The sequence below is a fragment of the Roseomonas acroporae genome (assembly GCF_023223525.1).
GTDB lineage: Bacteria > Pseudomonadota > Alphaproteobacteria > Acetobacterales > Acetobacteraceae > Roseomonas_E > Roseomonas_E acroporae.
The window spans coordinates 1-13306 of the sequence record NZ_JALPRX010000081.1 but is presented as its reverse complement, the minus strand read 5'-3'; the positions used below and the strand labels follow the sequence as shown (position 1 = coordinate 13306).

15 protein-coding genes and 1 tRNA gene are annotated in these 13306 nt (G+C 74.6%); 6 read left to right on the top strand and 10 right to left on the bottom strand.

What is annotated here, in order from left to right; translation table 11 throughout:
* Window positions 1–4: 4 nt before the first annotated feature.
* From M0638_RS18500 to M0638_RS18490, 3 genes are all read right to left on the bottom strand, one after another.
* On the bottom strand, window positions 5–385 hold the full coding sequence (locus M0638_RS18500) for an HAD family hydrolase (protein ID WP_248668486.1): 381 nt from the start codon (window positions 383–385) through the stop codon (window positions 5–7).
* A 428-nt stretch (window positions 386–813) separates the two neighbouring features.
* Window positions 814–1308 carry a flavin reductase gene (locus M0638_RS18495; protein ID WP_248668485.1) on the bottom strand — a complete coding sequence of 165 codons (495 nt, stop codon included), beginning with the start codon at window positions 1306–1308 and terminating at the stop codon, window positions 814–816.
* A gap of 177 nt (window positions 1309–1485) precedes the next feature.
* Window positions 1486–2979 (bottom strand): MFS transporter, encoded by a 1494-nt coding sequence (locus M0638_RS18490; RefSeq protein WP_248668484.1) that lies wholly within the window; start codon window positions 2977–2979, stop codon window positions 1486–1488.
* Window positions 2980–3196: 217 nt separating this feature from the next.
* Here M0638_RS18490 and M0638_RS18485 point away from each other — a divergent pair, with 217 nt between their 5' ends.
* Complete coding sequence (locus M0638_RS18485) at window positions 3197–3898, top strand: dienelactone hydrolase family protein (RefSeq protein ID WP_248668483.1); 702 nt, start codon at window positions 3197–3199, stop codon at window positions 3896–3898.
* A 57-nt stretch (window positions 3899–3955) separates the two neighbouring features.
* On the opposite strand, the gene M0638_RS18480 is transcribed toward M0638_RS18485, so the two are convergent.
* Window positions 3956–4957 carry a hypothetical protein gene (locus M0638_RS18480; protein ID WP_248668482.1) on the bottom strand — a complete coding sequence of 334 codons (1002 nt, stop codon included), beginning with the start codon at window positions 4955–4957 and terminating at the stop codon, window positions 3956–3958.
* Between the two features lie 61 nt (window positions 4958–5018).
* Entirely contained in the window at window positions 5019–5564 is a 546-nt protein-coding gene (locus M0638_RS18475; RefSeq protein ID WP_282572145.1) for an adenine phosphoribosyltransferase, read from the bottom strand.
* Window positions 5565–5780: 216 nt separating this feature from the next.
* Between M0638_RS18475 and M0638_RS18470 the strand changes: the two genes are divergently transcribed.
* Window positions 5781–5990 (top strand): DUF2842 domain-containing protein, encoded by a 210-nt coding sequence (locus tag M0638_RS18470; RefSeq protein WP_248668481.1) that lies wholly within the window; start codon window positions 5781–5783, stop codon window positions 5988–5990.
* 334 nt (window positions 5991–6324) lie between these two features.
* Here M0638_RS18470 and M0638_RS18465 read toward each other — a convergent pair.
* Window positions 6325–6401 (bottom strand) — tRNA-Pro (locus M0638_RS18465).
* A gap of 295 nt (window positions 6402–6696) precedes the next feature.
* On the bottom strand, window positions 6697–7284 hold the full coding sequence (locus tag M0638_RS18460; protein ID WP_248668480.1) for an LOG family protein: 588 nt from the start codon (window positions 7282–7284) through the stop codon (window positions 6697–6699).
* Between the two features lie 202 nt (window positions 7285–7486).
* Between M0638_RS18460 and M0638_RS18455 the strand changes: the two genes are divergently transcribed.
* A complete protein-coding gene (locus tag M0638_RS18455) occupies window positions 7487–7945 on the top strand; it encodes a c-type cytochrome (RefSeq protein WP_248668479.1) in 459 nt (152 codons plus the stop codon).
* Between the two features lie 131 nt (window positions 7946–8076).
* On the opposite strand, the gene M0638_RS18450 is transcribed toward M0638_RS18455, so the two are convergent.
* Entirely contained in the window at window positions 8077–8736 is a 660-nt protein-coding gene (locus M0638_RS18450; protein ID WP_248668478.1) for a cytochrome b/b6 domain-containing protein, read from the bottom strand.
* Between the two features lie 139 nt (window positions 8737–8875).
* Here M0638_RS18450 and M0638_RS18445 point away from each other — a divergent pair, with 139 nt between their 5' ends.
* The gene (locus M0638_RS18445) at window positions 8876–9958 is read left to right on the top strand and encodes a LysM peptidoglycan-binding domain-containing protein (protein WP_248668477.1); all 1083 of its coding nucleotides are present in this window, start codon (window positions 8876–8878) and stop codon (window positions 9956–9958) included.
* Here the strand turns inward: M0638_RS18445 and M0638_RS18440 are convergent.
* Window positions 9853–10329, bottom strand: coding sequence for a hypothetical protein (locus M0638_RS18440; RefSeq protein WP_248668476.1), 477 nt, complete (start codon window positions 10327–10329; stop codon window positions 9853–9855). The genes M0638_RS18445 and M0638_RS18440 overlap by 106 nt on opposite strands.
* A gap of 49 nt (window positions 10330–10378) precedes the next feature.
* Between M0638_RS18440 and M0638_RS18435 the strand changes: the two genes are divergently transcribed.
* A complete protein-coding gene (locus M0638_RS18435) occupies window positions 10379–11110 on the top strand; it encodes a phosphatidylserine decarboxylase (RefSeq protein WP_248668475.1) in 732 nt (243 codons plus the stop codon).
* On the top strand, window positions 11107–12075 hold the full coding sequence (locus M0638_RS18430) for a CDP-alcohol phosphatidyltransferase family protein (RefSeq protein ID WP_248668474.1): 969 nt from the start codon (window positions 11107–11109) through the stop codon (window positions 12073–12075). The genes M0638_RS18435 and M0638_RS18430 overlap by 4 nt, the downstream gene beginning before the upstream one ends.
* A 58-nt stretch (window positions 12076–12133) precedes the next feature.
* Here the strand turns inward: M0638_RS18430 and M0638_RS18425 are convergent, their stop codons facing one another.
* Window positions 12134–13231: a TRAP transporter substrate-binding protein gene (locus M0638_RS18425; RefSeq protein ID WP_248668473.1), complete on the bottom strand. Its 1098-nt coding sequence runs from the start codon at window positions 13229–13231 to the stop codon at window positions 12134–12136.
* Window positions 13232–13306: the final 75 nt, after the last annotated feature.

The following is a 13306-nucleotide window of genomic DNA, read 5'->3' as shown; positions in this document are numbered from 1 at the left end:
CGCCTCACCCCCCCGCCGCTCCGCCGATCAGGGCGCGGCTCCCGGGCAGGCCGGGGTTCGGGAACGCGTCGGGCCGCACCGCCCGGTCGTCCACGCGGAAGCCCTCCGTGCCGCACCGGGGCGTGCCGGGATGGATCCCGTCGCAGGGGATGTCGTGGCGGCGCGGCCGGTCGGCGACCGCCGGCAAGGCATGGGCGCCGATGGGCCCGGCCGCGCTGCCGTCGGCGCGCATGCTGCGCGCGGCGTGGAGGACGATGGCGAAGCCCTGCGCGCGGCTCTCGCGGAGCCTGGCGACCGCCTCGGGGTCCGGCTCCTTCCCGGCGTGGTCGCGACCCGGATCGTCCCGCGTGATCGTGCCGTCGAGATCGATCACCAGACGCCGCATGCCGCCACCCCGAGATGCCGCGGAGACAGTATGCAATCTCCTGCAACCTGTCCATCGCGGCACGCCGGCCCCGCTCCGGCGAACCGCAGTCCGGTTGGGACCGCGGTTCGCCGTAGCTCGTTGTTCCCGGCGCGGATTCACGCCGCCGGGCGTAGCCGCCCTCCGGCGATCCGCTCTGGAGCGGCACGCAAACCAGTTGGGACTGCGAGCCGCCCCATCCCGTTGTTTTCCGAGCGGATTCACGCCGCCGGGCGTAGCCGCCCTCCGGCGATCCGCTCTGGAGCGGCACGCAAACCAGTTGGGCCTGCGAGCCGCCCCATCCCGTTGTTTTCCGAGCGGATTCACGCCTCCGGGCGTAGCCGCTCCTCCGGCGATCCGCTCTGGGACGCGACCGCGGGCGCGCCCGGGGAGGGCCGCCCCGCGCGCCGTCAGGCGGCGTTGCCGACGCGGTGGTAGTCGCGCCCGAAGTAGATCAGCCCCTCGTGCTCGCTGCCGCCGCGTATCGCCTCGACCTCGGCGAAGAGCACGCTGTGCGTGCCCTTCTCCAGCACCTCGGTGATGCGGCAGTCGAAGGAGACCACCGCGCCCTGCAGCACCGGCGCCCCGGTGACCAGATGCCCCCAGACGCCGGCCGCGAAGCGATCCTCCATCGAGCAGCCGGTGGCGCCGGCGAAGATGTCGGACAGCTCCCGCTGGCCGGAGGCCAGGGTGTTGACGCACAGCACGCCGTTGCTCTTGAACACCGCGTTGTTGTTGCTCGCGCGGTTGATGCAGACCAGCACGGTGGGCGGCGCGTCGGTCACGCTGCAGACGGCGCTGGCGGTGAACCCGGCGCGGCCCGCGGGGCCCGCCGAGGTGAGGATGTTCACCGCCGCGCCCAGCCGGGCCATCGCATCGCGGAAATCCCGCTGGGGTACGGTCATGGCGTGACGCCTCCTGGACAGGCACGGGGCTCCGCGCGGAATCGCGCGCACGGCCGCGGCGCCCGCCGCACGGACGGCGCTCCTTGGCGGGCGCCGCGGAGCCGCCGGTCCTTCCTGGAGATAGTCGCTCCGCCGCGAAATGGAAATCGGCGCCATGGATCCCGCGCCGCCGTCCCGTCAGGCGCCCCGCCCGCCGCCGGCCCGTCCGGCCGAGAGCGGCGTCGCCACCGCCTCCAGCGGCTTGCCCTCGGCGGCGAAGCCGAGCTTCCACTCGGTCGCGGCGGCGATCAGCATCAGCGCGGCGGCGATCAGGTAGCCCCAGAGGATGTCGCCGCGCTCCCCGCCCTCGATCAGCCAGCCGAACAGCGCCGGCCCCACCACGCCGCCCGCCGCCGTGCCGAAGGCGTAGAACACGGCGATGGCCAGCGCCCGCATCTCCAGCGGGAAGCTCTCGCCCACCGTCAGGTAGGCGGCCGAGGCGGCGGCGGAGGCGAAGAAGAAGATCACCGTCCAGGCCAGGGTCTGCTCCCAGGCGGTCAGCCAGCCCTGCGCGAAGGCGAGGCCGGTGGCCGCCATCAGCACCCCCGCCATGCCGTAGGTGAGGGTGATCATCGGCCGCCGGCCGATGCTGTCGAAGAAGTGGCCGAGCGTCAGCGGCCCGAGCAGGTTGCCGAAGGCGAAGGGCAGGATGAACCAGGGCACCTGGCCGGACGGGATGCCGTAGAACCGCGTCAGCACCAGCGCGTAGGTGAAGAACACCGCGTTGTAGCAGAAGGCCTGGCAGGCCATCAGGGTGAGGCCGAGGATGGTACGCTCGCGGTGGCTGCCGAACATGGCCCGCACCACCTCGCCGATGCCGATGTGGCCGCGCCGGTGCAGGGTCACCGGGCCGTATTCCGGCTCCGGCAGGGGTCCCTTCTCGCGCGCCACGTCCTTCTCGATCTCGCCCACGATGCGCGAGGCCTCGCCGGGCTCGCCGTGGATCATCAGCCAGCGCGGGCTCTCGGGCAGGTGCCGGCGCAGCAGCAGCACGCCGAGCGAGAGCAGCCCGCTTACCACGAAGGTGGCGCGCCAGCCGATTTCGGGATCGATCACCGCCGGGTCCAGCACCAGGATCGAGACGCCCGCGCCGAGGATCGCGCCGAGCCAGAAGGTGCCGTTCACCGCGAGGTCGGTGGTGCCGCGCCGGCGCGCCGGGATCAGCTCCTGGATCGCCGAGTTCACCGCCGCGTACTCGCCGCCGATGCCGGCGCCGGTCAGGGCGCGGGCCAGGGCGAAGGACCAGAAGTCCCAGGTGAAGCCGGTGAAGACGCTGGCCGCGATGTAGAGCAGCAGCGTGATGAAGAAGAGCCTGCGCCGCCCCAGCCGGTCGGTCAGCCAGCCGAAGAACAGCGCGCCGAGCACGGCGCCGACGAGGTAGGCCGAGCCGGTGAGGCCGATCTGGGTCGCCGTGAGGCGCAGGCTCGGGCTTTCGTGGATGGCGCCGGCGAGGGAGCCGACCAGCGTCACCTGCAGCCCGTCCAGCGTCCAGGTGATGCCGAGCGCCACCACCACCATCCAGTGGAACCGGCTCCAGGGCAGCCGGTCGAGCCGCGCCGGCACGTCGGTGCGGAAGCTGCCATCGGGCGCGATCGCGTCGTGCCCCGGCGTCGCCACGGTGCTTTCGGCCATGCCCTGCCCTTCCCTTGCCCCAGGCTGCAACGCAGGGCGGCGGCATCGTTCCGTGCCGCCGGCGGCGGGCCCCGGCCGGCCGGGGAGCATGGCAGGGCATGCCTCCCTTCGGGGGAACGGCGGCCGCGCCGGTGCGCCCGCGGATCGGGCCGGGCGATGCCGTGGCGCGGCGGCGCCACTCCGCTACAGTGCGGCCCTCGGACCCAGGAGGACACGCATGAGCGAGACCAGGATCGCCGCCCCGGACGGCACGGGCGACTTCGCGGCCTACGTGGCGACGCCGGAGGGCAAGGACCCGGCGGGCGCGGTGGTGGTCATCCAGGAGATCTTCGGCGTCAACGAGTCGATGCGGAAGATCTGCGACTGGGTCGCCGATCTCGGCTTCATCGCCGTCTGCCCCGACCTGTTCTGGCGGATCGAGCCCGGCGTGCAGCTCACCGACGGCTCCGAGGCCGAATGGAAGAAGGCCTTCGCGCTGATGAACGCCTTCGACCAGGACAAGGGCGTCGAGGACCTGAAGGCGACCCTCGCCCATGCCCGCGCGATGCCGGGCGCCAGCGGCAAGGCGGGCACGATCGGCTTCTGCCTCGGCGGGCGGCTGGCCTTCCTGATGGCCGAGCGCTCCGATTCGGACGTGAACGTCAGCTACTACGGCGTCGGCCTCGACGGGCTGCTCGGCGAGGCGGGCGCGATCAGGGCGCCGCTGCTCGTGCACATCGCCGAGAAGGACCGCTTCGTGCCGCCCGAGGCGCGCGACAAGGTGGTGGCGGGGCTGCAGGGCAACCCGCATGCCGAGGTCCACGTCTATCCGGGCGTGGACCATGCCTTCGCGCGCATGGGCGGCCATTCCTGGGACGGCCGTGCCGCCACCATCGCCAACGGCCGCACCGCCGAGGCGCTGGCGGCGGCGCTGGGCTGAGGTACGGGGCCGAGGTCCGGAAGCCGGGGGTTCGCCGCCCCCGGCGGTCCGCCGGGTTCAGCCGGCGCTCCACTCCAGGCGCCGCAGCAGCCATTCCCGGTAGGCGAGCTTCGCCTCGGGCAGCGGCGTGATGACCCCGAGCGCCGCCGCCGCCGCGGTGCCTTCCAGCGCCACGGCGTCCGGCACCTCGCGCGCCTCGTTCTCCACGAAACGCTGCGCGGCACGACGCCAGAATGCCACCGTGTCGGCGGGGGTGAGCGAGGGAAGCACCACCGCCGAGCGCAGGCGCAGCGACGCGGCGGCGGCCCGGCAGGCCGCCATCGGCTCGGGAGGGGCGATGGCGGCGAGGTCGGTCAGCGTCGGGCAGCCGAGGCCGCCGGTCTCGGACCGCTCGCACAGGGCCAGCCAGGGCTGGCCGCCGAGGCCGCGCGCCTGGCGCAGCCCCGTCTCGTCGCGCACCACCAGCGCATCCACCGCACCCTGCGCGAAGGCATCCAGCCCATCCACGCTCAGCCCGAGCAGCGGCACCGGACGGGCCGGGACCCCGGCGAGGTCGAGCGCCAGCAGCCCCACGGCTTCCGGCGCGGCCGGGGAGGACAGGGCGAAGCGCGGCTGGGCACCGGGCTGCAGCGCCCCGCGCCCGACCACCATCGCAGGCCGCTCGGTGGCGCAGACGGGCGTCCAGCCCGAGGGATCGAAGCGCGCGCGCGGATCGCCCACCAGCCAGGCCTGAGCCGTCTCGCCCGGCAGCAGCAGCATGGTGCGGCCATCGGGTGCCGCCTCGGCGGCGAAGCGGTTGGCGGCGGTCACGCCGTCCGGCCCGCCGACCACGGTGAGCACCAGCGCCTCGGGCGTCGGCAGGGCGCGGGACAGCACCGCGGTGATCCGCCGGCCCTGCCGCAGCAGCGGCCCCCCCTCGGGACCCGGCGTCAGCAGGGAGGCGGTGCGCGGTGGCGCCGCCGCCGCGCGGCGAGGCCGGAGACAGGCGGCCGGCAGGCCGAGCGCCACCGTGCCGCGCAGCAGAGCGCGCCGGTCGGGTCCATCGCCCCGGATCGTCATGCCTCCCTCCCGCTCATCCGGCCCGCTCATCCGGCCGCCGCCGGCCGCGCCGCTCCGGCTCTCAACTCTCGTAGGCAAGCAGCGACTCGAAGGGCACGTCCAGCCGCTGCCTGCCGCCGAGGAAGGTCAGCTCGATCAGCGCCGCCGCCGCCGGCACCTCGGCCCCGGCCTGCCGCAGCAACGCGATGCCGGCGGCCATGGTGCCGCCCGTGGCCAGCAGGTCGTCGAGCAGGATCACCCGCTGGCCGGGCTGCACCGCATCCGCCTGCATCTCGATGCGGTCGGTGCCGTACTCCAGCGCGTAGTTCAGGCCGAGCGTCAGGCCCGGCAGCTTGCGCGGCTTGCGCAGCATGACGAAGCCGAGCCCGAGTTCCAGCGCCAGCGGCGCCGCCACCAGGAAGCCGCGGCTCTCGATCCCCGCCAGCAGGTCCGGCCGGTACGGAGCGATCAGCGCCGCCAGCCGCGCCATGGCCGTGCGCCACGCCGGGCCGTGCCGCAGCAGGGTCGAGATGTCGTAGAACAGGATGCCGGGCTTCGGGAAGTCCGGGATGCCGCGAACATGCTCGCGCAGGTCGATCGTCGGGTCGTCTTTGAGCGGCGATGTCATGCCGGAATCTCTCCAGGGCGCCGCCGGCGGTGGCGCGGCACGTTCGGCTGCGGATCGGGTGGCCGTGGCGGCGAGAGCGGCGGGCACGCGCCGTCGCGCGCCCCGCCGCCGCCGATCGGCCCATCGGCGGCGCACCTTAAGCAGCGGGCGAGAGCCGGGGCAACCTCGGGGACCGTCGGAGGCCGTCGCGCTTGCCGGGCGGATGGCGGGGGTGGCATGTCGCGGCCCATGTCTCGCGCCGCCATCGCCGTCCCGGTCGGAATCGTCGGCTTCGTGCTCTACGTCGCGCTGGCCGTGGTGCTCGCCGACCGGGTGCTGGGGATGCACTGGACGGTGCAGGCCCTCTACTTCCTGGCCGCGGGCGTGCTGTGGGCCTGGCCCGCGCATCACCTGATGCTCTGGGCGGGGCGGGGACGGCGGCGCTAGAGCCGATCCAGCCTGACTGTATCAGGCCGGAACGGCTCCAGCCTTTGATCCGGCGCATTTTCCGAGCCGCTGAGCGAGGACGCTCAGCTTGAAAATGCTCTAGGTCCCGGCCCGGCCGGAGCCCGGGGCGCCGCACCCGTCGCGGGAGGCAGGGCCGTGCCGGGGAATCGGCCGGAAGCCGTGGAGGGATTTGGGAGCGGGGACGGCCCCGTCGGCCGGGCCGGAACGTCCGGCGATCCCGAGGCGCATCCGGCCGCCGCGTCGGGGGCGGCGGGCGGAACCGGGCGCGGAAAAGAAAAAGCCCGCCGGACCAGGGGTCCGGCGGGCTTCGGGTTGGTCGGAGTGAGAGGATTCGAACCTCCGGCCCCTGCGTCCCGAACACAGTGCTCTACCAGGCTGAGCTACACTCCGTCACCTGCCCCGACGCCTCATGCTGCCGGCCGATGCCGGCGCCGATCGCGGCGGAGGCGGGCCATATAGCGGCCCTCCCCGCGGCCGGCAAGCCACCCCGCGCATCCTGCCCCGCCATCGGGCGGCACCCTGCCATGCGCCGGAACGCCTTCCCCCGATTCTCCCCTCGCGGGGACCGGGCATCCTTCCCGGCACGCCGGATGGACGTGGACGGCTGGAAGTGGCCGGATGGATGGGGGCCGGTGGGCGGGGGCGGTGGGCGGGGCGGATCGCCGGAGGTCCCGGGCGCCCGGCGTCAGAGCCTGTCGGCCGGCACCACCTGGTCGCCGCCATGCAGGCGCCCCAGCAGCGCGAGCGCCTCCGGCACGGTGCGCGCGACGTGGAACAACCCGCGGTCTGCCTCCGAGGCGAAGCCCATCCCGATCATGGCCTCGATCAGCGCCAGCAGAGGCTGCGCCCAGCCCGCGATGTCGAGGATGACCACCGGCTTGTCGTGCAGGCGGAGCTGCTTCCAGGTCAGGATCTCCACCGCCTCGTCGAGCGTGCCGAGGCCGCCCGACAGCACGATGAAGGCGTCGGCCAGCTCGAACATGCGCGCCTTGCGCTCGTGCATGCTGTCGGTGACCTCGAGTTGCAGGAGGTCGGCCTGGGGCTGCTCGCGGCGGGTCAGGAATTCGGGGATCACCCCGCGCACCACGCCGCCGGCCGCGAGCGCGGCGCCCGCCATCTCTCCCATCAGGCCGACGCCGCCGCCGCCATAGACCAGGGCGAGGCCGCGTTCGGCCAGCCCTGCGCCGAGCGCCCGCGCCGCCTCGGTGTGCGCCGGGTCCCGGCCATGTCGGGCGCCGCAGAAGACGGCGATGGAGCGGAGGGAAGCAGACATGTCGATTCCTTGCGTGACCCGGCGGCGAAGGGCATCGCCACCGGGGAAACGACGGGCCCGCGTCGCGAGGGCGCCGCGGCCCGGCGGTTGCCGTTGCCGGACCGCCTCCTCCTTTCCCGCGGCGCCTTCTGCCGGACGCCTTGCCAGAGGGTGTCGGGACCTGACACTCCGGTGGCAATACACCAGGAAACGGGGAATCGGGATGCGACTCCGGGTTTTCGCCACCAGCCTGCTGACGGTCGGGCTGCTCGCCGGCACGGCGCTGCCGCCCGGGGACGCCCTGGCGCAGGCCGCCGGCGACGTCATCGCCCAGCGGCGCGCCGGGCTCAAGCGGATGGGCCAGCACGCGGAGGCGATCAAGGGCATCGTGGACGGGCGCGGCGACGTCGGCCCGGTGGTGGAGCGGGCCGACGACATGCTGGCCTGGTTCCGCCAGTTCCCCACCCTGTTCCCGCCCGGCTCCGACCGGGGCGACACCAAGGCGGCGCCGGCGGTCTGGACCGACCGCGCCGGCTTCGAGCAGGCCAGCGCCACCATCGTCGCCCGACTGGAGGCGCTGCGCGCCGCGGCGCAGAGCGGCAACCAGGCGGCCACCGCCGGCGCCTTCCGCGAGGTCGGGCAGGCCTGCGGCGGTTGCCACCGCGGCTTCCGGCTGCGCTGAGCCGGGCCACGGGGAGCGGGGCCGGCGGACGGGGACCGGCGGACGGGGCCGACCTGGGGGCGCCCGCGGCCGGTGCCCCGCCCTTCGCCCCCGCCCTGCGCCATGGCCGGGCCCGCCCCGGCGAGCCCGGCTCAGCCGAGGCTGGCGATGAGCCAGACGATCGCCGCGGACCCGGCGAGCAGCCCCGCGGCCAGTGCCGGCCGCCCGAGGCGCGGCGCCACGGCGCCGGCCGGCAGCTTCTTCCAGCCCGTGACCATGGGCCTGACCAGGTCGTGCCGACGCAGCAGCGCGTAGGCCAGCACCGCCAGCACGTGCAGCGCCACCGCCGCCAGGATCAGGTTGAAGTTGCGCGCGTGCAGGCCGCTGAGCCGGTCGCTGGTCTCGCCGCTGACGAAGCGCGCCAGCGGCCCGCTGGTGAAGACCTGGTCGTTGCTGAACAGCCCGGTGCCCGCCTGGAACAGCAGCAGGCCCAGCATCACCAGCACCATCCAGCCGCCGGCGGCGTTGTGGCCGATCTCGGTGTCCGGGCCGCGATGGCGGAATTCGCCGAGATGGCGCAGCGCCGCGAGCGGCGAGCGCAGGAAGCGGGCGAAGCGCGCCGTGTCGGAGCCGACGAAGCCCCAGGCGACGCGGAACAGCAGCAGCGCCAGGATGACGTAGCCGGAGAGCAGGTGCAGCTCCATCCAGCCCTTCTCGTAGGTCAGCCAGGAGGCGCCGACCAGCAGCACGATCGACCAGTGGAACAGGCGCACCCAGCCGTCCCACACCTTCACGCGGTGCAACGCCTGCATCCAGCCTCTCCCGCTCCGCCTTCCCGCGCGCCGCGCCTGCCGGCTTTCCGGCCGGGGCCGGCCGTGCCGCGGCCCGGGACCGGGCGGGACCCGATTCGCCGCTTGTCCCGCGGCCGGCGCTGACCCTAGTTACCCTGGCATGGCGGAGAGGACAGGTGGAGGCCGCGCGGCTGCCGGACTGCTCGGCGCCGCGGCGGTCCTGGCCGGCGCGATGCTGGTCGCGCGGCTGCGCGACCAGCCCGGCCCGCCCGTGCCCGACGCCCGGCCCGCCCCGGCGGCGGTGCCGGCGCCCGCCGCGCCGCCCCCCGGCCGCGACGCCGCCACGCCGATCGCGCCGCGGCTCGACATCGCCCGTGTCGGCGCCCGCGGCACGGCGGTGGTGGCCGGCCGGGCCGGCGCCGCGGCGGAGGTGGTGCTGCTCGCCAACGACCGGGAGATCGGCCGCGCCCGCGCCGATGCCCAGGGGCTCTGGGTGATCCTGCCGGCCGAGCCGCTGCCGCCGGGCGCGCATCTGCTCAGCCTGCGCGTCCACCATGCCGGCGGGCCGGTGCGGAGCGGCGCCGAGTCGGCCGTCGTCGTGGTGCCCGACCCGCCCCCCGCCACGCCCGGCCGGCCCGGCGACGAGCCGGTGCGCGGCGAGGCGCCGCTCGTGGTGCTGCTGGGCCCGGATGCCGCGACGCCCTCCCGGCTGGTCCAGGGCGGCGCCACGGCGGGACTCGCCGTCGACCTGGTGGACTACGACGAGGCGGGGCGGATCCGCTTCGCCGGCAGCGGCGCGCCGAACGGGACGGTGCGTCTCTACGTGGACCAGCAGCCGGCCGGCGAGGCGCGGACCGACGGGGCGGGCCGCTGGTCCCTGGCGCCCGCGCTGGCGCCCGCCATCGGGCCGCACACGCTGCGCCTCGACCAGATCCGCCAGGACGGCCAGGTCGCCGCGCGGATCGAGCTGCCCTTCCAGCGCGACGGCGCGCCCCCCGGCGACGGGCAGGCGGTGGTGCAGCCCGGCCTCAGCCTCTGGCGCATCGCCCGGCAGGCCTATGGCCAGGGCACGCGCTACACGGTGATCTACGCGGCGAACCGGTCGCGCATCCGCGACCCCGACCGGATCTATACCGGTCAGGTCCTCGCGCTGCCGGCGCCCGCCGGCGATGCCGCGCCCGAAGCCGCGACCGATGCCGTGGCGGGCCGGCGCACCCCGACCGCCTCCAGCCGCGACAGGTAGGGCTCGAGCGTCAGGACAAAATTCGCCAGCGCGCTGACCAGGGCGATCGCCGTGGCCGGCTGCGCCATGGGCTGCCCCGCCTCCAGCCGGATCCGGTGATCGGCGAGCAGGCTGAGGCGCCAGCCCGCCGGCAGGCTGGCCGGCAGGTCCTGCAGCGCCGCGAAGACGCCCGGCCGATGCGTCCCGGCCGGCTCGGCCGTGAAGGGGATGCTGCCGGCGAGGGCGCCCAGGCGAAGCCCCCCGCCGACCAGCTCCGCCTCGCAGCGGCGGCCGCGCCAGGCGAAGCGGAGCTGCGGCCGCAGGGCCGGATCCCGCAGGATCAGGCCACCCTCCGGGGTCACGCGGAACGGGCCGAGCGTGATGTTCTTCATGGCCCCGGAGGGTTGCCCGGAAGTGGTGAACACACCATAACCGCGCGGCATGGATCTCGGACGCACACTGCGGATGGTCATGGCGCCGCCGCACCGCGCGGGCCTGCCCTTCATCGCCGGCGGCGTGGTGGTGGCAATCCTCGGCGGATTGCTGCTCACCCGCTGGCTGTTCTGGCTCGGCCTCGCCTTCACCCTGTTCTGCCTCTACTTCTTCCGCGACCCGGAGCGCTTCCCGCCCGCGCGCCGCGGGGCAGTGCTAGCGCCGGCCGACGGCAAGGTGGTCTCGGTGGCGCCCGCCGTGCCGCCCGCCGAGCTCGGCCTCGGCGAGCAGCCGCGCTGGCGCGTCGCCACCTTCCTCTCCGTGCTCGACGTGCACGTGAACCGGATGCCGGCCGACGGCACCGTCACCCGCATCGCCTACCGGCACGGCAAGTTCGTCAACGCCGCCCTCGACAAGGCGAGCGAGGACAACGAGCGCAACGCCCTGGCGCTGCGCCTGCCGGACGGGCGCGACATGGCGGTGGTGCAGATCGCCGGCCTGATCGCGCGGCGCATCCTCTGCCACGTGCGCGAGGGCGAACGGGTGACCGGCGGCGAGCGCTTCGGCATCATCCGCTTCGGCAGCCGGACCGACCTCTACCTGCCGGAGGGCGTGCAGCCGCTGGTGGTGGAAGGCCAGACCATGATCGGCGGCGAGACGGTGATCGCGCTGCTGGAGGATGCCCCCGCGTCGCGCCCGGCGCCCGCCGCTCCCCCCGGCTCGCCCTTCTCGCCGGCATGAGCGACCTGCCGCCGCCGGCCGATACCCCGGCCCCGCCGCCGCGCCACGCGCCGGAGCCGCCGGACGGGCGTTCCCCGGCCGCCGCGGCGGGGGAATTCCGGCCGCGCCGGCGGCTGCGCCGGCGCCCCCGCTCGCGGCCGCGCTTCCAGGGCCTGTCCTTCAACCGGCTGATCCCCAACCTGCTGACCCTGCTGGCCCTCTGCGCCGGCCTCACCGCGATCCGCTTCGCGCTGGAGCACCGCTGGGAGCACGCCGCGGCGCTGATCGTGTTCGCCGCGGCGATCGACGGGGTGGATGGCCGCCTCGCCCGCCTGCTCAAGGGCACCAGCCGCTTCGGCGCCGAGTTCGACAGCCTGGCCGACTTCCTCGACTTCGGTGTGGCGCCGGCGCTGGTGATGTACCTGTGGTCGCTGGAGCCCTCGCACGGCCTCGGCTTCGCGCCCTGCCTGCTCTTCGCCGTCTGCTCCTCGCTGCGCCTCGCCCGCTTCAACGCGGCGATCGAGGCGGCACCGGGCAGCGAGCCGCCCAAGCCCGCCTACGCCTACAACTTCTTCACCGGCGTCCCCGCGCCCGCCGCCGCCGCCGTGGCGCTGTTCCCGCTCTTCGCCTCGCTGGCCTGCACCGGCTGGGGCTGGTACGGGCTGGCCAACGCCTTCCGCCACCCGGCCTTCGTCGCCATCGTGCTGGTGGCGACCGGCGCGCTGATGGTCAGCACCCTGCCCACCTGGAGCTTCAAGAACTTCAAGGTGCCGGCGCAGTACATCCTGCCGCTGCTGCTCGGCACCGGCGCCTACGCGGCGCTGCTGGTGGCCGAGCCCTGGGCGGCGCTGGCGGCGGGCGGGCTGATCTATGCCGGCATGCTGCCCTTCTCCGCCCGCTCCTTCGCCCGCCTGCGACGCGAGGCGGAGGGCCTGCTGGACCTGCCGGCGCCGCCGGAACGGAAGGCCGCCGGCCCGACCGGCTGACGCCAGGACGATCCGGCCGGGCGCAGGCACGGAGGGGGCGAGGCCCCCTCCCCGCCGCTCAGCGCCCCCGGCGCAGCCGCAGCATCATGCTGTCGAAGGCGAAGTCCGCTACCTGATGGTAGGCGTAGGAGCGGTCGCGGAACGCCACCTGGCTCTCCAGCAACTGCTTGAACATCGGGTTCGCCGCCGACTGCTCGGCGAACACCTCCTGCGCCGCGCGGTACAGCGCGTCGATCACGTCGTTGGGGAATTGCCGCAGCTGCGTGCCGTCGGCCGCCAGCCGGTACAGCGCGTCCACGTTCTTCCAGTCGTACTGCGAGAGCATCCAGGTGCTGCCCGCGAGGCTCGCCGTCTCCAGCGCGGCGCGGTAGGCGCGCGGCAGCTCGCGCCAGCGGTCGCGGTTGACGAAGACCTGGAACATCGCCCCGCCCTCGCCCCAGCCCGGGTAGTAGTAGTACCGAGCCACCTTGTTGAAGCCGAGCTTGGCGTCGTCGTAGGGGCCGATGTACTCCACCGCGTCGATCGTGCCCCGCTCCAGCGAGGGGTAGATGTCCCCGGGCGCGATCTGCTGCGGCACCACGCCGCACTTGGCCATCACGTTGCCCGCCAGCCCGGCGACGCGCATCTTGAGGCCGTCCAGATCCGCCACGCCCCGGATCTCGCGCCGGAACCAGCCGCCCATCTGGTTGCCGGTGTTGCCCAGTTGCAGCGCATGCACGTTGAATTTGGCGAACACCTCGTTCAGCAGCGCCGCCCCCCCGCCCTGGTACAGCCAGGCGTGCTGCTGGCGGACGTTGAGCATGAACGGCACCGTGGTGGCGAAGGCCAGCGCCGTGTCCTTGCCGGTGAAGAACAGCCCGGCCGAGCTCGCCATCTCGACGCTGTTGCCGCTCACCGCATCCATCGCCTGGAAGGCGGGCACCAGCTCGCCGGCGGCGTATTGGGTGATGCGGAACTTCCCGTCCGTCAGCTCCGCCACCTTCTCGGCCAGGAACTCGCCGGCGCCGTAGGTGATGTCGAGCGGCCGGGTGAAGCTCGACGTCATGCGCCAGCGCAGCTCCGGCATCGTCTGCGCGATGGCCGGCGCGGCGAGCCCCGTGGCGGCGAGCGCGGCCGGTGCCCCCAGGCCCGCGCCGATCAGGCTGCGTCGCTCCATGCGTGATTCTCCTCGTGTCGGACCGGCGCGCGGCGCGCGCTCGGTTACGACCGAGCAATCTTGGTGCCAACGGGG